We start from the raw sequence: 19,369 nt of genomic DNA, 5'->3' as shown, positions 1-19,369 counted from the left end.
TTACGGTAGAGGAAAGCCCTTGGCCCTTTCAAGGCGAGCCAGAGCAGACAATTCCTTAAGCCTGTAAGGAATTACCGACGGACATCCTATGAAACCATTAAGCCAATAGTAGGAATCGGACTTCATCACGGACAGGGAAGCATCCTGACACGCCAAGACGGGATGCCTGAAGCCGCATCCCGTCTTCCAGAACCGTTCACACCGGCAGTGGCGCGGCCAACAAACGCTTGTCCAACAGGCCCAGGCCTTCCTGGAATAACTGATTGCTGCGCTCGGTATCACCGAGTTGAGCGAGCAATCGCGCCAGCTCCGCGCAGGCTTCAGGATGGCGCTGCACCCGCAGGCTGCTTTCCAGGTAGTCGCGAGCCTTGCCCCACAGACTGTTTTGCAGGCTCAGACGGCCCAGTGTCAGCAGCAGGCCGGCATCCTCCGGATGGTCTTTCAACCAGCCTTCCGCCGTCTGCAGCTGCCGGGCCGGGTCACGCCCGCGCAACAAGCCGTACAAACGCGCCAAGTGGCTGTCGTAGCGGCGCTTGAGCGCCTCGCGCAGCGCCTCTTCGGCCTGGGGGTCGGCGCCGAGCTGACGCAATTGCTCGGCATAGGCCAGCACCAATGGCGGCTCCTGACGCTGCGCCGAGCTCAATTGCTGCCAGGCCCGATCCAGCGCTTGCAGCCCCGCCTCGCCCTCTTCACGCTGGGCCGCCAGGCTCAGGTTCTCACCCCAGGCGCGGCGTTCCAGTTCGGCCAACTCAGCCTTGGCCAGCACCTTGTCCTTGCGCAACTCCGGCAACAGACGGATCAGCGCCGACCAGTCGCCACGCTGCTGATACAGGCGCTGCAACTGACGCAGGACCTGGATGCTGTGGGGATGACGCTCATGCATGGCTTGCAGGGTATTCAGCGCACCCTCGCTGTCGCCACGGTCGACTTGCAACTGCGCGTGACTGAGAGCAATCGCCAGCTCGGCCTGGGGCTGGCGCTCGAGCGCGCGCTCGAGCAGGTTATCGCACTCCTCGTACTTGCCTTGTTCATTGGCGGCCCGCGCCGCGCCGAGGTAGTACAGCAGCGGCTGGCGCTCAGCCTCGGCGGCCCGTTGCAAGTGGCGCTGGGCGCTGGCCCAGCGGCCCTCGGCCAGGTCCATCTGACCCTGCTCGATGGCCACCTGGGTACGCCGGCTGCGATTGCGCCGGGACCAGGGATTGGCCACGGAACCCGAAGTGGTCAGCAACCCCACCAGGAATTTCAGCAGCCACAGCACCAGCCACACCAGCAGCAGCACGGCCAGGAAGGCCCACAGGCTCGATTCGTAACGGAAGCTGTCATAGGCGATCAGGACGTAGCCCGCGTGCCGCGAGATCGCATAGCCGAGGCCCGCCGCCAGGGCGACGACCAGTACCAGGATCAGGAGGAAGCGCTTCATGGGCTGGTCCCCTCGACCGGGGTCACGCTCGGACTGACCGGGGTCTCGATCTCGACATGGCGCCGCTCGAGATAGGCCTGTACCGCCGCCAGGGTTCCGGCCAGGTCCGGCGTGACCACGGTCACCGGCTGTTTGCTCAACTCGGCCAGGCGCTCGATCATGACCTTGCTCTGTGGATTGTCCGGGTTGAAGCTGCCGGTCAACACATCGCGGGCCTCGGTCAAGGCCTGGGTATAAACCCCGGCCTGGCCGTTCAACGCCGCCCACTGGGCCTGCTCCAGGGCCAGGCTGAGGGCCAGGCGGACCTGCATCAGGCTTTCCCCGGCGAGCAACGGCCGGACGTTCTTGTTGGCATTGAAGTCGATGCGGATATAACGCGAGATCTCATCCCACCACACGGCCCAACGGCTGGCGCCATCACCGTCGGCGGTCAGGCCGAGCAAGGAATCGCCGCGGTCCTTGTACTCCGGCGCCAACTCGTTGAGCTGGCGCGTCTGGTCGCGCAAGGCGCCCAGCTCCAGGAACAGGCCGGTGCGGTCCGGCTGCTCGGTGCTGCGCAGCGCGGCCAGGCTCTTGGCCACCTGCTCGCGAGCGGCAAAGGAGCCCGGATCGTTCTGTTCGCGCAGGATATCGTCGGCACCCTGCACCAGGGCCAGGGCGCTGGTGATGTCCTGCAACGCCGACAAGCGCAGGCTGGCCAGGCGCAGCAGATGCTCGGCCTCGGCCAGGCGCCAGTCCTTGCGGCTGGCACCCAGCACGCTTTCCAGGCGCTGGCTGAGGCGCTGCTGATCGCCCTGCAGCTGCGTCACCAGGCGCCGACGCTCCTCCAGCTCGCCGGCCCCCGGCAATTGATCCAGGCGCGAGGCCAACTGCTGCTCGCTCAGTTTGAGGGACTGCGCCTGATTGCCCAGGTCTTGCAGTTGCCCGGTTTGCTGTTGGTGGTTGGCTTGCAGGTTGCGCACCTGCCAGACACCCCAGCCGCCCGCCGCCGCGCCAGCGGCGCCGAGCAACAGGGCGAGGAGTGCCAGGCCATTGCCACGACGCGCCGCGGGCGCCACCGGCGGTTGAGCCGGGGTATCGACCACCGGCTGGGCTTCTTCTTTGGGCAAGGCTGTTTCGCTCACGTGTCCATCCTTTGCATTCTAGAGAGCGGGTTCGGGATGCCCCCGCAACGCCGCTAGCAAGGCCGTGGCGCTGGCGCCACGACAATCCACCACATGTTGGGCCCCTGCGGCGCGGGCCATTTCGGCCACCCGCGGGCTTGGAACAAACAACGGCAGGCGCGCCAGTTCCGGCCAGGCTGTCGCCGCCAACTGGAGCAGGTGTTGAAAACCCTGCCCACTGCTGACCACCAGGGCGTTCAGGCGTTCCGCCGCGACACGCTGGGCGAGGATGCCCTCGGCATAGTCGGGCAGCAACCGACGGTACAACTCAAGGTAGTCGACACTAGCACCCTGGCTGCGCAAACGCTCGGCCAGCAGCTCGCGCCCGCCCTCGCCACGCAGGATCAAGACCCTCGGCTCGGGCTGCGCCAACGCCTGTTGCAACGCCGGTAAAGCCAGCAAGGCCTCACTGTCGTCGCCCTCGGCTGGATAATCAACCTCAAGGCCATAATCAGCGAGGATCCGCGCGGTCGCGGCACCAACCGTGAGCCATTGCAGGAACGGCGGCTGCGGCCAGTACTGGTCCACCAGCTCGACCGCCAGGCGCGCCGCCGGTTTGCTGACCACGATCACCGCTTGATAGTGGGCCAGGTCGTAGATCATCGCCCGCCCGGCGCCGCCGAGGGGCAAGGGTTCGATCTCCAGCAACGGCAGGCTGCTGCTGAACACCCCCGCCGCGGCCAGGGTGCTCGCCAGCTCCGCCGACTCTGACGCCGGCCGGGTCAGCAACAGGCGCCAACCACTCACTCTTCGCCGGCCTCGCCGTAGACCGCCTGGAGAATCGCATCCGCGCCCTGGGCCAGCAACGCTTGCGCGACCTGTACGCCGAGGGCCTGGGCCTCACTTTGCGGAGCCCGGGCATCGGCGCTGAGCAGCAGGCCGCCCTTGGGATCGCCGACCAGGCCACGCAGCCAGATCTGCTCGCCTTCGAGCACGGCGTAACAGGCTATCGGCACCTGGCAACCGCCATTCAGGTGCTTGTTCAAGGCACGCTCGGCGGTGACCCGCACGGCAGTATCGGCATGGTGCAGGGGCGCCAGCAGGGCATGAATTTGCGTGTCGGCACTGCGGCACTCGATGCCCACCGCGCCCTGGCCACCAGCCGGCAGGCTGTCTTCGACGTTGATGGCCGAGGTGATGCGGTCTGCAAAGCCGAGACGGATCAGACCGGCGGCGGCGAGGATAATCGCGTCGTACTCACCGGCATCCAACTTGGCCAGACGGGTATTGACGTTGCCGCGCAGGAAGCGGATCTGCAGGTCGGGCCGACGGGTCAACAATTGCGCCTGGCGGCGCAGGCTCGAGGTGCCGACCACGCTGCCGGCCGGCAGCGCGTCAAGGCTGGCGAAGGTGTTGGAGACGAAGGCGTCGCGCGGGTCTTCGCGCTCGCAGATGCAGAACAGGCCAAGCCCTTCGGGGAAATCCATCGGCACGTCTTTCATCGAGTGCACGGCGATGTCGGCCTCGTGTTCGAGCAACGCGGTTTCCAGTTCCTTGACGAACAGCCCCTTGCCGCCGATTTTCGACAGCGGCGAGTCCAGCAGCTTGTCGCCGCGACTGACCATGGGCACCAGGACCACCGACAAACCGGGATGAGCCTGCTCCAGGCGGGCCTTGACGTATTCGGCCTGCCACAGGGCCAGCGCGCTCTTACGGGTAGCGATGCGGATTTCGCGAGAAGACATGGATCGATCCGTACTGAATAGATACGGCAGATAATAACAGCTCGGCCCGGCCCGCTTTGACTTGTATCAGTCAATAAGCGGCCTCCCTGGCCTGGAAATACCGGGTGGACGGTACCCTGCGTCTCGCGCAAGGCACGGATTAAAGCTGTTGCATCATCTTGCGCACGCCGGCGACATGGCGTCGGCTGACGATCAGCGCGTCGCCGCCCAGGCCCTTGAGGAACAGCTGAAAGTGTCCCAACGGCGTACGTTGCAAGCGCTCGATACGTTCGCGGGCCACCAGTGCGTTGCGGTGAATGCGCACAAAGCGGTCACCGAACTCGTCCTCCAGGGCCTTCAAGGGCTCGTCCAGCAGCACTTCGCCCCCTTCATGGCGCAGGGTCACGTACTTGTGGTCGGCAATGAAATAGATCACCTGGTCCAGCGGAATCAGCTCGATGCCCTTGCGGGTGCGGGCGCTGATATGACTGCGCGGACCGGCGCCGGATTCGGCGGCGGGTCGTGTCAGGGCCGCCAGTTGCACGCGGTTGGGACGCTCGGCCTTCTTCAGCGCTTCAAGCAGATGCTCGGCACGCACGGGCTTGACCAGGTAACCCACGGCGCTGACCTGGAACGCTTCCAAGGCAAATTCGTCATGGGCGGTACAGAACACCACGGCCGGCGGCGCTTCGCGTTCGCACAACCGCGCCGCCACTTGCAGGCCGTCAAGGCCGGGCATGCGGATATCGAGCAGCACCACATCAGGTTTGAGGCTGTCGATCAGGGACAATGCCTCTTCGCCATTGGTGGCGCTGGGTTCCAGGACACTGTAACCCTCGAGTTCGCCGACCAAACGGCTCAGGCGCTCGCGGGCCAGGGGTTCGTCATCAACGATCAGGACATTCATATTGCACTGGATTCCTGCGTGAGTCTCGCACAAGGATAGCGTAGACAGGTGAAGTGACGACCGTCACGGCGATCCACGCTAAGACTAGCGCGAGGCCCGAAAAGTGCCGTAAGTCGGGCACCGATATTTGCCAGTGCCAATTGAGTACCGCCCGACACCTGCCGTGGTGCGGCATCGTCGTAGGGATTGCTGATACACAATATGAACTCTCCCTCTTTATAGTCGGCTTCGACCCTGACCACGCCGCCTTCGATACGCGGTGCGATGCCGTAGATCAGAGCGTTTTCCAACAGTGGTTGCAAGGTTAATTGCGGGATCGGCAAATCCTCTGGAATTGTGCCCACCCTCCAGTCCAACTGTAGACGGTTGCCAAGACGATATTGCTCAATCGACAAATATCGTTGCGCTAATTCCAGTTCGTCACGCCACGTCACCAGGTTGCCGGGTTTGGCCAGGCTGGCACGGAACAGGTCGGACAGGTCCAGCACGGCCTGCTCGGCCTGTCGCGGATTGCTCACCACCAGGCTGGCGATACTGTTCAGGCTGTTGAACAGGAAGTGCGGGCGGATCCTCGCCTGCAAGGCTTCGATGCGCGCCTGCAACTCCGCCTGCTGCTGGCGACGCCACTGACTCTGCAGGTAAAAGTAGCGCAACATCAGGGCTGACATGATGAGGCTGATCAAGCCATGGCGCAGATAGTGTCCGAGCGCGCCCTCCGCCGACGACGGACCCGCCAGGGAGAAGTACTGGGTCAGGCCGGTGCAGACCAGGCTCAGCCCGACCACCAGGGCGCAGCACAGCACGCCGGCCAGTCCCGGACGCAAACGCGCCAGCCAGGCCCGCGCGCCGCACAACAACGCCGCCGACAACAGCACGATCCACTGCACATACAAGGAGGTCAGGGCCAGGCGCACCCAGTCGAAACCGACAGGCATCGGCTCGGCCAGCACCAGCACCATCACCAGCAGCTCAGCCAGCACCACCAGCACCAGCAGCGCCTCGGGCAGGCAGAGTTCAGGGAGGAAGAACTCCTGGGTCGTGGGCGCATCACGCCCGCCGTTCGATCGTGAAATAGGCATGGCCCCAGTCTCTGCGCCCGCGCCCGCGCCGACAAGCCGTTCGACAGATTCGGTCGAAATATAATCGGCCAGGGCCGTAAATCCACCCTGTGGGCGCCGGCCGGCTGACGGGCCCTGGCGCAACCCTGTTATGATCGGCGACGACTTTTCCGGCAACCCACTTTCAGCAGATCACGAGCGAATCCATGAGCACCGACAAGACCAATCAGTCCTGGGGCGGCCGCTTCAGTGAACCCGTCGACGCCTTCGTCGCACGCTTCACCGCCTCCGTCACGTTCGACCAGCGCCTCTATCGCCACGACATCATGGGCTCCATCGCCCACGCCACGATGCTGGCCAAGGTCGGCGTACTGACCGATGCCGAGCGCGACAGCATCGCCGCGGGCCTGACCACCATCCAGGGCGAAATCGAGGCCGGCCAATTCGACTGGCGCGTGGACCTGGAAGACGTGCACATGAATATCGAAGCGCGCCTGACCGACCGTATCGGCATCACCGGCAAGAAGCTGCACACCGGGCGCAGCCGCAACGACCAGGTGGCCACCGATATCCGCCTGTGGCTGCGCGACGAGATCGACCTGATCCTGGCTGAAATCACCCGCCTGCAAAAAGGCCTGCTGGAACAGGCCGAGCGCGAAGCCGGCAGCATCATGCCTGGTTTCACGCACCTGCAGACCGCCCAGCCGGTAACCTTCGGGCACCACATGCTGGCCTGGTTCGAAATGCTCAGCCGCGACTACGAGCGCCTGGTCGACTGCCGCAAGCGCACCAACCGCATGCCCCTGGGCAGCGCGGCGCTGGCCGGCACCACCTACCCGATCGACCGTGAATACACCGCCCAACTGCTGGGTTTCGACGCGGTCGGCGGCAACTCCCTGGACAACGTTTCGGATCGTGACTTCGCCATCGAGTTCTGTTCGGCGGCCAGTATCGCGATGATGCACCTGTCGCGCTTCTCCGAAGAACTGGTGCTATGGACCAGCGCGCAGTTCCAGTTCATCGACCTGCCGGACCGTTTCTGCACCGGTAGCTCGATCATGCCCCAGAAGAAGAACCCTGACGTGCCGGAACTGGTGCGCGGCAAGACCGGCCGGGTGTTCGGCGCGCTGATGGGCCTGCTGACCTTGATGAAGGGCCAACCGCTGGCCTACAACAAGGACAACCAGGAAGACAAGGAACCGTTGTTCGATGCCGCCGACACCCTGCGCGATTCGTTGCGGGCGTTTGCCGACATGATCCCGGCGATCAAACCCAAGCACGCGGTGATGCGCGAAGCTGCCCTGCGAGGTTTCTCCACCGCGACCGACCTGGCCGATTACCTGGTGCGCCGTGGCCTGCCGTTCCGTGATTGCCACGAGATCGTCGGCCATGCGGTGAAGTACGGCGTGGAAACCGGCAAGGATCTGGCGGAAATGAGCTTGGGAGAACTGCGCAAGTTCAGCGACCAGATCGATGACGACGTGTTCGCGGTGTTGACCCTGGAAGGTTCGGTGAATGCCCGCAACCATATCGGCGGGACTGCGCCGGCGCAGGTGAAGCTGGCCGTTGCACGCGGCCAGGCGCTGCTCGCCAGCCGCTGATCCGTAGTGTAGGGAAGCCAGGCAAGAGCGATTTCAAGCCTGGCTGAACCCTGTGGCGAGCGGGCTTGCCCGCGCTGGGCGGCGAAGCAGCCCTAAAACCTGCGACCCTGGCACATCAGACAGACCAAGATATCAGCGTTTGCGACTGCTGCGCAGCCGAGCGCGGGCAAGCCCGCTCGCCACAGGGTCGTGCCCGATCTCAAAAGGGTATTGCGCTGTACCCAGCTCCACGCCGCGCATTTCTTATTTCTTGGCCGCGACCATCGCCAGGAACGCCGGCATCGCCGCGTCCTTGTCCGCGGCAATCCGCTGCACATTCGGCCACTGCTGCAAGCGCTCCAGCAAGGCCTTGGCCTCGGGCATCTCGGCCATGAAATCAATCCCGAACAACTTCTGGCCGACCGCGCAGGCCAGGTCGACGCTGTAGAGAAAGTAGATATCCGCCACGCTGAACTCGCTGCCCGCGACATAAGGCGCGAACGCGCCATGACGCTTGAGCGAGGCAAAGCCCAACAACAGTTCGGCGCGAGTCTTCTCCTTGATCGCCTCCGGTACCGGCATCCCGAAGAAGGCTTCAGCAAACGAAGCACGCGCCGGCAATTCGATGTACAACTCGATTTCCTTGGCCAGCGCCAACACCTGGGCACGCTGGAAAGGATCGGCCGGCAACAGCTTCACCCCTGGCTGGGTGTCATCGATATACGGCAGGATCACCGCGGTTTCGTTGATGAAACCCTGCGGGACGCCCAGCACCGGGACCTTGCCACGGGGGCTGATTGCCAGGGCTTCCGGGGTCTGTCCGGCATAAAACGACACCTCCTCGAAGGGTACGCCCTTTTCCAGCAGCGCCAGCTTGACCATGTTGTAGTAGTTGCTGACCGCGAATCCATAAAGTTTGAGCATCACAAAGCCTCCAGGCCGTGCAGGGGGTTGGCCCGGCAGTTATAGAGCCTCGAACGAGCTCTCGCCAGCAGCATCACGCCCCTGAATGCAGTTAAACTGGTCGCCTTTCCTTGAGGAGTCCGCCATGAGCGAACCAACCGATATCGACAACGACGACGAAGCGTTCGCCGAGAGCACCCTGACCCAGGCCATCGAAAACCAGATCGAGACCGACAATCCGCCGGCGGCCAAGGCAATCTTCAACAAACTGACCCTGGTGGGTTACGAGCGCGAAGATATCCTCAACCTGATGGCCCACGTGCTGGCGGTGGAGATCGATGGGATGCTCGATGAGGATCGCCCGTTCAATACAGAGTGGTACGAGACCGCGCTGCGCGCGTTGCCGGAACTTCCACCCGAGAACAAGTAAGTCTCCTGGATTTACCACGCCCCCTGTCTACACTGATAACGCCCCGTCACCACCCGGCCCCGGGGCGTTGTCCCAACCGTCCAGTCGTACACGCATCGAAGACTGGACAGCGCGCTCAACTGCGATCACCTTAGGGGCGCTGTCGTCCAATAATTCCTAGAAAGTCTGGAGTCCTTATGTCGTATACCCCTGAGTTGGTTGCCGAACTGGAAATCCTTGCACTGTTCAATCTGGGCAATTCCCAGGAAGGCCTGAAAATTCACCAGACCGCCGCGCCAAAAGCCATCGCCGCCGCCCAACGCCTGTTCGAGAAAGAACTCATCACCCAAGCAGACGGTGGTTACCTGACCAGCCTGGGCCGTGACGCAGCCGAACATGCCCAGGGCCTGCTGACCATACTGGCGGTCAAAGAAGCCGCCTGACCCTTCGCCGCGCCCACGGGATCTCCTCCTGCCTGATCTCGCGGGCGCCGACGACAAAACCTTGAAAAACCGGCGTCCAGAAGAAATTCTGTTTAAGCGTCCTGCCACTTCGGCGCTAAACTGCCATCCTTGCGAACCCCTTCCTTTCGAGCCCCGCGAACCGGTTTGAGTAAGACATGACGCGTACCCACGAAATTCGCCCGAACCTGGACGAGGGAATCGATCGCAAAGTCCTCAGCCAACTGCGTGCGCGCTTCCTGAAGCTCAACCAGGGGCGCATGGATCGTGCCCTCGAAGGCCTGTCACCGCGCCAGCAAGTGGTGCTGAACCTGCTGCCGCTGTTTTTCCACGTCAATCACCCGTTGCTGCCCGGCTATGTCTCGGGCAGTACACCGGCCGGGCTGTCGGACTATGAGCCCGGCGAGCTGGCCTTGGCCGAAGCCCAGCGCCTGACCCGCTCCTTTTCCTATAAGACCCGCCACGGCAATCCACCGCGGCCGATCCACGGCCTGTTCCTGATGGGCAGCCTCGGCACCCTGGCCCAGGCTGAGCAGAGCGACATGGACATGTGGGTCTGCCACGCCAGCGAACTGAGCCAGGGCGAGCTGGCCGAACTGCGCAAGAAGTGCCAGCTGCTGGAGGAATGGGCCGCCAGCCAGGGCGCCGAGGCGCATTTCTTCCTGATCGACCCGAGCCGCTTCGTGCGCGGCGAACGCGATACACAACTGAGCTCGGAAGACTGCGGCACCACCCAGCATTACCTGTTGCTGGACGAGTTCTACCGTACCGCCATCTGGCTCGCCGGACGCACGCCACTGTGGTGGCTGGTGCCGGTGTACGAGGAGCAGCGCTACGACCAGTACACCCACACCTTGCTGTCCAAGCGCTTTATCCGCGCCAACGAAACCCTCGATCTCGGCCATCTGGCGCGGATCCCGCCGGGGGAGTTCATCGGTGCCGGACTCTGGCAACTGTTCAAGGGTATCGAATCGCCCTACAAATCGGTGCTCAAACTGCTGCTGATCGAGGTCTACGCCAGCGAACATCCACACGTCGAGTGCCTGAGCCTGCGTTTCAAGCAGGCAGTGTTCGCCAATCACCTGGACCTCGACGAGCTGGACCCCTACATCGTGGTCTACCGGCGCATCGAGGAGTACCTCAAGGCCCGCAATGAACCGGAACGCCTGGAACTGGTGCGGCGCAGCCTGTACCTGAAGGTCAACCGCAAGCTCACCGGCCAGAGCGCGCGCAACCGCAGCTGGCAGCGCCTGCTACTGATGCGGCTGGCCGCCGAGTGGGGCTGGGACCGCCGGCAACTGGCGCTGCTCGACAGCCGCAGCCAGTGGAAAGTCCGCCAGGTCAGCGCCGAACGCCGGGCCCTGGTCAACGAACTCAACTACAGCTACCGCTTCCTGACCCAGTTCGCCCGCACCGAACAGGCGGTCAGCCTGATCAACAAGCGCGACCTCAATGTTCTCGGCCGCCGCCTATACGCCGCGTTCGAGCGCAAGGCCGGCAAGATCGAGTTCATCAACCCCGGCATCGCCCCGGACCTGGCCGAAGACACCCTCACCTTGGTCCAGTCGCCCAACCGCAAGGAGCCGGGGAAAACCCACTGGGGCCTGTACAACGGCAGCCTGAGCGCCCTGGAGTGGGAAAACTTCGCCCCGATCAAGCGCAGCCGCGAACTGCTGGAGCTGCTGACCTGGTGCCACCGCAATGGCGTGATCGACGCCACCACGCGCCTGTCGCTACACCCCGGCAGCAGCGACCTGACCGAGTTCGAACTGTTCAACCTGCTGGGCAGCCTGCAACAGACCCTTCCTCTGCCACTGGGCAGCGTCAGCGAGGAACAGTTGCTGCGCCCGAGTATCGCGGCCGAAGTGCTGATCCTGGTGAACATCGGGGTCGACCCGCTCAAGCACCACCGCGACCTGAATATCCTGATGACCACCGAGCGCACCGACTCCCTGAGTTACGCCGGCGTCAGGGAAAACCTGGTGCTGACCCTCGACCAGGTCACGCTCAACAGCTGGAACGAAGTGCTGATCAACCGTTACCACGGCCCTCATGCACTGCTCGATTGCCTGCGCAACTACCTCAACCACCTGCCGATCGGGCGCCAGCTGCCGCGCCTGCGGGTGCGCTGCTTCTGCCACAACCGGGCGCAGTTCATTGCCCAACGGGTCGAAGAAGTCCTCAACACCGCCCAGGAATTGTTGCTCGGCAACCTCAACCATCGTTATCTGGTCCAGGTCCAGCAGCTCTATCACGTCCTGGAACTGGTGCAGGGCCACGTCAAGCATATCGCCCTGGACAGCCTGCCGGAGTTGTTCAACTACCTGAACCAGGATCTGTCCGTCTACAGTCCACTGTACGTGGACATCCGGGCGATGGAGGAGCACGACCTGGCGCTGGTGTTGCCCATGGGTCAGCCCGAGTGCGTGCAGGTGTTCTACCGGATCAACGAGACCTACGCAGAGCTCTATGTACTGGACGAATTCAACGCCCTGTGGCAACAGCGCCTGCCGTTCCATGACGAGCAAAGCCTGCTGGTGCCGCTGCAACGCTTCCTGCAGTCGATTCTCTACCGCCGCGAGGCGCTGATGCCCATGGACACGACACAGCCTTCGGCGGCGCTGGAAACCCTGTATTACCAGCTGCTGCCCTCGGGACCGGGGCGAGCGCGCCGGGTTGAAACCCGACCGGCGCCACAGACCCCGGTCAACAAGCCGTTCTATGACGTCCAGGCGATTGTCGGCAAGGCCGGAACTGATGCGGTCCAGGTCACCCTGTACTGCAATCAGCGGGAGTTTTCCGAACTGGAATACGGCGACCAGTTGTTTATCACGGTCGCCCGGGAAATCGTCGGGCAACGCCGGGAAGTCGAACGCTACCGCTGCTACATCACCGACCTGGACCTGAGCGCGCTGATCGGCGACGGGCAGGGTTCGAGCAATCTCTACCTGCGCTACAAGGCCGAACTGGAAAGCGCGCTGAACCTGGCACTGGACCAGGTCTGAGGGCACCCGCGGCGAAAGGCGGTCAGGTTGCCGGCGCCCGGCCAGGGGCGCCACGGCGGGCTCAGAGGTGGAAGTCGCCGGCGGCTTCGGGCTGGTATTCCACTTCCAGCAGGTTCAGCTTCAGGGTCTTGCCGCCCGGGGCCGGCCAGTCGATGTGCTGGCCGACCTGCAAACCGAGCAAAGCGCTACCCACCGGCGCGAGAATGGAAATCCGCCCTTCATCGGCATTGGCATCCTGCGGATACACCAGGGTCAGGCGATAGTCCTTGCCGCTGACTTCTTCACGGCAGTGCACCCGGGAGTTCATGGTCACGACACCGGCGGGCACTTCTTCGTGACCTACCACGCTGTCGGCGCGATCCAGTTCGGCTTGCAACGCGATGACGCCGGGCAGCGTGTCGTCCAGGCTGTCGATCAGGCGCTCCAGACGTTGCACGTCAAGGCGGGTGAGGATGATGGAAGGTGCGGTGCTCATGATCCAGGCAGACTCCTTTTTTCTGCACGATAAAAGCAAAACCCCGCCACGAAAGGCGGGGTTTTCACAGGCCTCGTCAACACGAGGCGTACCCGGACACTACCACAGCGGCGTAAATACACAACCCGGGAAAAGGGCCCGGTCCGGTGCAGAGATGGGATCTAGAGGACTGACCTGTGGCGAGCCACCTCGCCACAGGCAAGCCCCTGCCACAGGCAGCTCCATCGCCACAGGCAGCCCCCTTCTCCACAATGCCCCAGCGACCTCGTCAGGCCCGGGCCTGGCGCTGCCGGGCCTGCTCGCAGATCACCCGGCGACGCGCATCATCCGCCGCGCGCCACTCGCGGATATCCTCGACATGCCGAAAACAGCCGATACAAATTTTCTGCTCATCCAGCCGGCAAAGGCTCACACAAGGCGACGGCACGGCCGGGCTGACGTTGCTGTACAACGGCTTCGCCGGGCGTACCGGGGCGGTTTGCTGCGTCACGATCAGATCTCTTCGAAATCCAGGTCGACACCGGCCTGGTCCAGGGTAAAGCGCGCCAGGATCTCGTTGAGCTTCTCTTCGCTCTTCACACAGAACCAATAGCTGCCGTCTTCATCCTCGCTGCTGCTTTCCTTGTACTCGAAGTGATAGCCGCCGGTGGGCTTGGACGTCGCCAGCCAGAGCTGACGCAGCGGCTCCTGGCGACTGAAGATCAGCTGGCTGCCGCCTTCGAACTTCACGGTCAGCACACCGCCGGAGTTTTCCAGGTCCACATCCAGGCCACTCTCGTCGAACACATCTTCCAGATTTTGCTGGGTGTTATCGACCAGATCGTGAAAACGGGCTTCAGTCAAACTCATTGCGCGAACCTCGAAAAATGCCTGTCCCTTCAAGCGCCGCAAGATACGAGCGCTCCCGGACGATTGCAAAGCATAACCACGTGGGGCCAAGAGTGACATCAATAATCCACAAACGGTGCCCGGGCGCCGCCGGACGGGCAGCGGCCCGCATAGGCAAGCCGCCGGGTGGCCGGTATACTCCGGCGCAATTAATGCTTTTTCAAAGGATTTCGCCATGAAGCGCCTGATCTCTTCCCTTGCTGCGCTCCTCGCGATCGCTTGCCTCGTCTCCGCCTGCGGTCAAAAAGGTCCGCTGTATCTGCCCGATGACAGCCAGAACCCGAACGACCAGGCCAAGTCCTCGCAAGCCAAAGCGCACCAGCACGACACCTACTAAGGGATCACCATGGAAGCTTTTAACTACCGTGGCGGTGAGCTGTTCGCGGAAGGTGTAGCTTTGTCCGCCATTGCCGAGCGCTTTGGCACGCCAACCTACGTCTATTCCCGCGCGCACATCGAGGCGCAGTACAACGCGTATGCCAATGCCCTCGAAGGCATGCCGCACCTGGTCTGCTTCGCGGTCAAGGCCAACTCCAACCTGGGCGTGCTGAATGTCCTGGCGCGCCTCGGCGCCGGTTTCGACATCGTTTCCCGTGGCGAACTGGAGCGGGTCCTGGCCGCCGGCGGCAGCGCCGACAAGATCGTCTTCTCCGGCGTCGGCAAGACCCGTGAAGACATGCGCCGCGCTCTGGAAGTCGGTGTGCACTGCTTCAACATCGAGTCCAGCGAAGAGCTGGAACGCCTGCAAGTGGTGGCGGCCGAGCTGGGCGTGCGTGCGCCGATCTCGTTGCGGGTCAACCCGGATGTCGACGCCGGCACCCACCCGTACATCTCCACCGGGCTCAAAGAGAACAAGTTCGGCATCGCCATTGCCGATGCCGAGGATGTCTACATCCGCGCCGCGCAACTGCCGAACCTGGAAGTGCTGGGTGTCGACTGCCATATCGGCTCGCAACTGACCACCCTCGAACCCTTCCTCGACGCCCTCGACCGCCTTCTGGCGCTGATCGACCGCCTCGGCGAATGCGGCATCTACCTGCAGCACATCGACCTCGGTGGCGGCGTCGGCGTACGTTATAGCGACGAAGAGCCTCCGCTGGTCGGCGACTACATCAAGGCCGTGCGCGAGCGTATTGCCGGTCGCGACCTGGGGCTGATGTTCGAGCCGGGCCGCTACATCGTCGCCAATGCCGGTGTACTGCTGACCCAGGTCGAGTACCTCAAGCACACCGAACACAAGGATTTCGCCATTGTCGACGCGGCGATGAACGACCTGATCCGCCCGGCCCTGTACCAGGCCTGGATGGGCGTCAGCGCCGTGCGTCCGCGCGAAGCCGCCGGGCGGGTCTACGATATCGTCGGGCCGATCTGCGAGACTGGCGACTTCCTGGCCAAGGAACGTCAGTTGGCCCTTGAGGAAGGCGACCTGCTGGCCGTGCGCTCGGCCGGCGCCTATGGTTTCGTCATGAGCTCCAACTACAACACTCGCGGCCGCGCCGCCGAAGTGCTGGTGGATGGCGAGCAGATGTTCGAAGTGCGTCGTCGCGAGACGGTCGCCGAGCTGTATGCCGGCGAAAGCCTGCTGCCGGAGTAAGACCATGCTGCTGCGTTTTACCAAGATGCACGGCCTGGGCAACGACTTCATGGTCCTCGACCTGGTCAGCCAGCACGCGCATATCCAGCCCAAGCACGCCAAGCAATGGGGTGACCGCCACACCGGCATCGGCTTCGACCAGTTGCTGATCGTCGAGGCGCCGAGCAATCCGGAGGTGGATTTCCGCTATCGGATCTTCAATTCCGACGGCTCGGAAGTGGAACAGTGCGGCAACGGTGCCCGTTGTTTCGCCCGTTTCGTGCTCGACAAACGCCTGACCGCCAAGCGCCAGATCCGCGTCGAAACCAAGAGCGGGATCATCGAGCTGGATGTCCGCCAGGACGGCCAGATCAGCGTGAACATGGGCCCGCCGCGCCTGGTACCGGCCGAGATTCCGTTCCTGGCCGAGCAGCAGGCCAGCAGCTACGCCGTGGATGTCGACGGTCAGAGCGTCGACCTGGCCGCGGTGTCCATGGGCAATCCCCATGCAGTGCTGCGGGTCAGCGACATCAACAGCGCGCCTGTGCATGAATTGGGACCGAAGATCGAACATCACCCGCGCTTTCCGGCCCGAGTCAATGTCGGCTTCCTGCAAGTGATTGACCGCCACCGCGGACAACTGCGAGTCTGGGAACGTGGCGCCGGGGAAACCCAGGCCTGCGGGACCGGCGCCTGCGCCGCCGCGGTAGCCGCCATCAGCCAGGGCTGGATGGATTCGCCAGTGACCCTCGACCTGCCCGGCGGACGCCTGTCCATCGAATGGGCGGGTGTCGGCGAACCGGTGATGATGACGGGTCCTGCCGTTCGGGTGTATGAAGGACAAGTGCGTCTATAAGCGAGCCAATACCATGACCGACCAGCCTCAGGTTCCAGCCGAACAGCCCCACGAGCCGCCAGCGCAGAGCCTTGAGGCGGCGCAGGTCGCCGCCTACCTGGAGGCTCATCCGGATTTCTTCGTCGAGCACGAGGAACTGCTGCCGGCGCTGCGCATTCCTCATCGGCGCGGCGACACGGTGTCGCTGGTCGAGCGCCAGATGAAAATCCTCCGTGAGCGCAACATCGAGATGCGCCATCGCCTGTCGCAGTTGATGGACGTGGCCCGGGACAACGATCGCCTGTTCGAGAAAACCCGTCGCCTGATCCTCGCGCTGATGGATGCCGCCAGCCTCGACGACCTGGTCATGGCCGTGGAAGACAGCCTGCGCCAGGATTTCCAGGTGCCCTTCGTCGGCCTGATCCTGTTCGGCGACAACGCCATGCCGGTGGGCCGCTGGGTCAGCCATGCCGAAGCCCAACAAGCCATCGGCGGCCTGCTCTCGGAAGGCAAGAGCATCAGCGGCAGCCTGCGCGAGCATGAGCTGGACTTCCTGTTCGGCGAAGAACAGCGTAAGCAGATCGGCTCTACCGCAGTGGTTGCCATCAGCCATCAGGGCATACATGGCGTCCTTGCCGTGGCCAGCCGTGACCCGCAACACTACAAAAGCTCGGTGGGCACCCTGTTCCTCAGCTATATCGCCGAAGTCATGGGCCGCGTGGTTCCGCGCTTCACCCCCGCCCTGCGCTCGGTGCGCTAGCCATGGAGCGACAGCTGGACGCCTACTGCGAGCACCTGCGCAGTGAGCGCCAGGTGTCGCCCCATACGCTGCAAGCCTATCGCCGCGACTTGAACAAGGTCCTGGGCTTTTGCGCCAAGGAACAGATCGACAGCTGGAGCGCCCTGGATATCCAGCGCCTGCGCCGCCTGATCGCCCGCCTGCACCAGCAGGGCCAGTCCTCCCGCAGCCTGGCCCGGCTGCTTTCGGCGGTGCGCGGGCTGTACCTGTACCTCAACCGCGAAGGCCTGTGCACTCACGACCCGGCCACCGGCCTGGCACCGCCCAAGGGCGAACGCCGCCTGCCCAAGACCCTGGACACCGACCGCGCCCTGCAACTGCTGGATGGCGGGGTGGAGGACGACTTTATTGCCCGTCGCGACCAGGCCATTCTCGAGCTGTTCTACTCCTCGGGCCTGCGCCTGTCGGAGCTGGCCGGACTCGATCTGGAACAACTGGACCTGGCTGACGGCCTGGTGCAGGTCCACGGCAAAGGCAGCAAGACCCGCGTCCTGCCGGTCGGCCGCAAAGCCCGGGAAGCCTTGCAGAGCTGGCTGCCATTGCGGGCCCTGAGCAACCCGGCGGACGATGCCGTGTTTGTCAGCCAGCAAGGCCGCCGCCTCGGCCCCCGGGCCATTCAACTGCGGGTCAAGGCCGCCGGCGAGCGCGAACTGGGGCAGAACCTGCACCCGCACATGCTCCGGCACTCCTTCGCCAGTCACCTGCTGGAGTCGTCCCAAGATCTGCGCGCCGTGCAGGAGCTGCTCGGCCACTCGGACATCAAGACCACGCAGATCTACACCCACCTGGACTTCCAGCACCTGGCAACCGTCTATGACAGCGCCCATCCCCGGGCAAAACGCAGCAAGGACAGTGAGTAATGACGATTCAGCTGATCACCTTCGACCTTGACGATACCCTGTGGGATACCGCGCCGGTGATCCACAGCGCGGAGACCGTTTTGCGTGAATGGCTGGCCGAGCATGCACCGGACCTGGGCGGCGTACCGGTGGAACACCTCTGGGCGATCCGCGAACGGGTGCTGCTCAAGGAGCCGACGCTCAAGCACCGCATCAGCGCCTTGCGTCGGCGGGTGCTGTTCCATGCCCTGGAAGAGGCCGGTTACTCGCACGAGCAGGCTTCGCGCCTGGCGGAGGAGAGTTTCGAGGTATTTATCCATGCCCGCCACCAGATCGCCGTGTTTCCGGAGGTCGAGCCGACCCTGCAGGCCCTGGGCCGCTCCTTTGCCCTGGGGGTGGTCACCAATGGCAATGCCGATGTCCGTCGCCTCGGGCTCGCCGACTATTTCCGCTTTGCGCTGTGTGCCGAAGACATCGGTATTGCCAAGCCGGACTCACGGCTGTTCCACGAAGCCCTGGTGCGCGGCGGAAATGTCCCGGCCGGCGCGGCGGTGCATATCGGCGATCACCCTGGGGACGACATCGCCGGGGCCCAGCAGGCCGGTCTGCGGGCGATCTGGTACAACCCCACGGGCAAGGCCTGGGAGGCGGAACGGCAGCCGGATGCGCAGGTTCGCAGCCTGGCCGAGTTGCCGGCACTGCTGGCCGGCTGGAACAGCCCTGCCTGAGTAACACTTGTGGTGTGGCGAGCGGGCTTGCCCGCGCTCGGCTGCGTAGCAGTCGTAAAACCGACCACCTCGGCCTGCCTGAGGCACCGGATTCGCAGGTTTTAGGGCCGCTTCGCAGCCCAGCGCGGGCAAGCCCGCTCGCCACAGACCCGCCGCCCCTGCCCAATCAGGAGCCATGAAAAAGCCCGCGGCGACGGCGGGCTTTTTCAACAAAGCACAAACCCGGCGCTGAGACTCAGATAGGCCGGCTGCCGTATTTGTTATCCGGCTTCTTGGGGGGATCGGCCACCACATTGGCCTCGACTTCCTGCACCTTGCCGCCACGCGCAAGAAACTCTTCCATGGCTTTGGCCAGGGCATCGCGTTCCTTGTTCTTGGCTTCAACACTCGGTAGTTCGTCAACCGACACCGCCGCCTTGGCCTTGCCTTTGGCGGTGGGTACCGGCGCATCAGCGCCGTCGTCGTCGGCAACGTCTACGTCTTCAGCTGCCGCTTCCAGACCTTCTTCGGTTTCGTCGTCTTCACCGACCTCGAGGTCGTCGTTTTCCAGATCATCGTCGCTCATGTTCTACCTCATGACTTGCGAAAAGCAGATTAGTTATAGCCCAGCTACGCCGACTGTCGAAGGCTGCCAGAAAAAATTCAACATCCGCTGCATACCA

The 19,369-nt window shown here is 63.7% G+C and carries 21 protein-coding genes; 10 read left to right on the top strand and 11 right to left on the bottom strand.

Annotation, left to right across the window (positions count from 1 at the left end; all coding sequences use genetic code 11):
- Positions 1–196: 196 nt before the first annotated feature.
- The 6 genes from M5B99_RS11130 to M5B99_RS11105 form a co-directional block, all read right to left on the bottom strand.
- The gene (locus M5B99_RS11130) at positions 197–1,420 is read right to left on the bottom strand and encodes a heme biosynthesis protein HemY (protein WP_248804060.1); all 1,224 of its coding nucleotides are present in this window, start codon (positions 1,418–1,420) and stop codon (positions 197–199) included.
- Entirely contained in the window at positions 1,417–2,544 is a 1,128-nt protein-coding gene (locus M5B99_RS11125) for a uroporphyrinogen-III C-methyltransferase (protein ID WP_248804059.1), read from the bottom strand. The genes M5B99_RS11130 and M5B99_RS11125 overlap by 4 nt, the downstream gene beginning before the upstream one ends.
- 18 nt (positions 2,545–2,562) lie before the next feature.
- Entirely contained in the window at positions 2,563–3,330 is a 768-nt protein-coding gene (locus M5B99_RS11120) for a uroporphyrinogen-III synthase (protein WP_248804058.1), read from the bottom strand.
- Positions 3,327–4,268 carry a hydroxymethylbilane synthase gene (gene hemC / locus M5B99_RS11115; RefSeq protein WP_248804057.1) on the bottom strand — a complete coding sequence of 314 codons (942 nt, stop codon included), beginning with the start codon at positions 4,266–4,268 and terminating at the stop codon, positions 3,327–3,329. The genes M5B99_RS11120 and hemC overlap by 4 nt, the downstream gene beginning before the upstream one ends.
- 139 nt (positions 4,269–4,407) lie before the next feature.
- Positions 4,408–5,154, bottom strand: a complete 747-nt coding sequence (locus tag M5B99_RS11110; RefSeq protein WP_248804056.1) for a LytR/AlgR family response regulator transcription factor — start codon at positions 5,152–5,154, stop codon at positions 4,408–4,410.
- Entirely contained in the window at positions 5,151–6,233 is a 1,083-nt protein-coding gene (locus M5B99_RS11105) for a sensor histidine kinase (RefSeq protein ID WP_248804055.1), read from the bottom strand. The genes M5B99_RS11110 and M5B99_RS11105 overlap by 4 nt, the downstream gene beginning before the upstream one ends.
- Before the next feature lie 185 nt (positions 6,234–6,418).
- Here M5B99_RS11105 and argH point away from each other — a divergent pair, with 185 nt between their 5' ends.
- Complete coding sequence (gene argH / locus M5B99_RS11100) at positions 6,419–7,813, top strand: argininosuccinate lyase (RefSeq protein WP_248804054.1); 1,395 nt, start codon at positions 6,419–6,421, stop codon at positions 7,811–7,813.
- Between the two features lie 243 nt (positions 7,814–8,056).
- On the opposite strand, the gene M5B99_RS11095 is transcribed toward argH, so the two are convergent.
- Positions 8,057–8,716, bottom strand: a complete 660-nt coding sequence (locus M5B99_RS11095) for a glutathione S-transferase family protein (RefSeq protein WP_248804053.1) — start codon at positions 8,714–8,716, stop codon at positions 8,057–8,059.
- Positions 8,717–8,840: 124 nt separating this feature from the next.
- Here M5B99_RS11095 and M5B99_RS11090 point away from each other — a divergent pair, with 124 nt between their 5' ends.
- From M5B99_RS11090 to M5B99_RS11080, 3 genes are all read left to right on the top strand, one after another.
- Positions 8,841–9,125, top strand: coding sequence for a hypothetical protein (locus tag M5B99_RS11090; protein WP_248804052.1), 285 nt, complete (start codon positions 8,841–8,843; stop codon positions 9,123–9,125).
- Between the two features lie 176 nt (positions 9,126–9,301).
- Entirely contained in the window at positions 9,302–9,547 is a 246-nt protein-coding gene (locus tag M5B99_RS11085) for a TIGR02647 family protein (RefSeq protein ID WP_218224547.1), read from the top strand.
- A gap of 176 nt (positions 9,548–9,723) precedes the next feature.
- Entirely contained in the window at positions 9,724–12,570 is a 2,847-nt protein-coding gene (locus tag M5B99_RS11080) for a class I adenylate cyclase (RefSeq protein ID WP_248804051.1), read from the top strand.
- Positions 12,571–12,631: 61 nt separating this feature from the next.
- Here M5B99_RS11080 and rnk read toward each other — a convergent pair whose 3' ends face one another.
- From rnk to cyaY, 3 genes are all read right to left on the bottom strand, one after another.
- Entirely contained in the window at positions 12,632–13,045 is a 414-nt protein-coding gene (gene rnk, locus M5B99_RS11075) for a nucleoside diphosphate kinase regulator (RefSeq protein ID WP_100942132.1), read from the bottom strand.
- Positions 13,046–13,313: 268 nt separating this feature from the next.
- The gene (locus tag M5B99_RS11070; RefSeq protein WP_248804088.1) at positions 13,314–13,538 is read right to left on the bottom strand and encodes a DUF1289 domain-containing protein; all 225 of its coding nucleotides are present in this window, start codon (positions 13,536–13,538) and stop codon (positions 13,314–13,316) included.
- Entirely contained in the window at positions 13,538–13,894 is a 357-nt protein-coding gene (cyaY, locus tag M5B99_RS11065; RefSeq protein ID WP_248794977.1) for an iron donor protein CyaY, read from the bottom strand. The genes M5B99_RS11070 and cyaY overlap by 1 nt, the downstream gene beginning before the upstream one ends.
- 214 nt (positions 13,895–14,108) lie before the next feature.
- Between cyaY and lptM the strand changes: the two genes are divergently transcribed.
- Genes lptM through M5B99_RS11035 form a run of 6 tightly spaced genes read left to right on the top strand, consistent with a single transcriptional unit; the run spans position 14,109 to position 18,707 of the window.
- Positions 14,109–14,270, top strand: a complete 162-nt coding sequence (gene lptM / locus M5B99_RS11060; protein ID WP_191490125.1) for an LPS translocon maturation chaperone LptM — start codon at positions 14,109–14,111, stop codon at positions 14,268–14,270.
- A gap of 9 nt (positions 14,271–14,279) precedes the next feature.
- On the top strand, positions 14,280–15,527 hold the full coding sequence (gene lysA, locus M5B99_RS11055) for a diaminopimelate decarboxylase (protein WP_248804050.1): 1,248 nt from the start codon (positions 14,280–14,282) through the stop codon (positions 15,525–15,527).
- A gap of 4 nt (positions 15,528–15,531) precedes the next feature.
- Complete coding sequence (gene dapF, locus M5B99_RS11050) at positions 15,532–16,362, top strand: diaminopimelate epimerase (protein ID WP_248804049.1); 831 nt, start codon at positions 15,532–15,534, stop codon at positions 16,360–16,362.
- A gap of 13 nt (positions 16,363–16,375) precedes the next feature.
- The gene (locus M5B99_RS11045; RefSeq protein ID WP_248804048.1) at positions 16,376–17,101 is read left to right on the top strand and encodes a DUF484 family protein; all 726 of its coding nucleotides are present in this window, start codon (positions 16,376–16,378) and stop codon (positions 17,099–17,101) included.
- Between the two features lie 2 nt (positions 17,102–17,103).
- Positions 17,104–18,000: a tyrosine recombinase XerC gene (gene xerC / locus M5B99_RS11040; RefSeq protein ID WP_248804047.1), complete on the top strand. Its 897-nt coding sequence runs from the start codon at positions 17,104–17,106 to the stop codon at positions 17,998–18,000.
- Entirely contained in the window at positions 18,000–18,707 is a 708-nt protein-coding gene (locus M5B99_RS11035) for an HAD family hydrolase (protein WP_248804046.1), read from the top strand. The genes xerC and M5B99_RS11035 overlap by 1 nt, the downstream gene beginning before the upstream one ends.
- Before the next feature lie 235 nt (positions 18,708–18,942).
- On the opposite strand, the gene sutA is transcribed toward M5B99_RS11035, so the two are convergent.
- Entirely contained in the window at positions 18,943–19,272 is a 330-nt protein-coding gene (gene sutA, locus M5B99_RS11030) for a transcriptional regulator SutA (RefSeq protein WP_248804045.1), read from the bottom strand.
- Positions 19,273–19,369: the final 97 nt, after the last annotated feature.

Origin of the sequence: Pseudomonas sp. MWU13-2100, from assembly GCF_023242365.1 — a bacterium.
Taxonomy (GTDB): Bacteria; Pseudomonadota; Gammaproteobacteria; order Pseudomonadales; family Pseudomonadaceae; genus Aquipseudomonas.
This window is presented reverse-complemented; position numbering and strand designations above follow the sequence as displayed.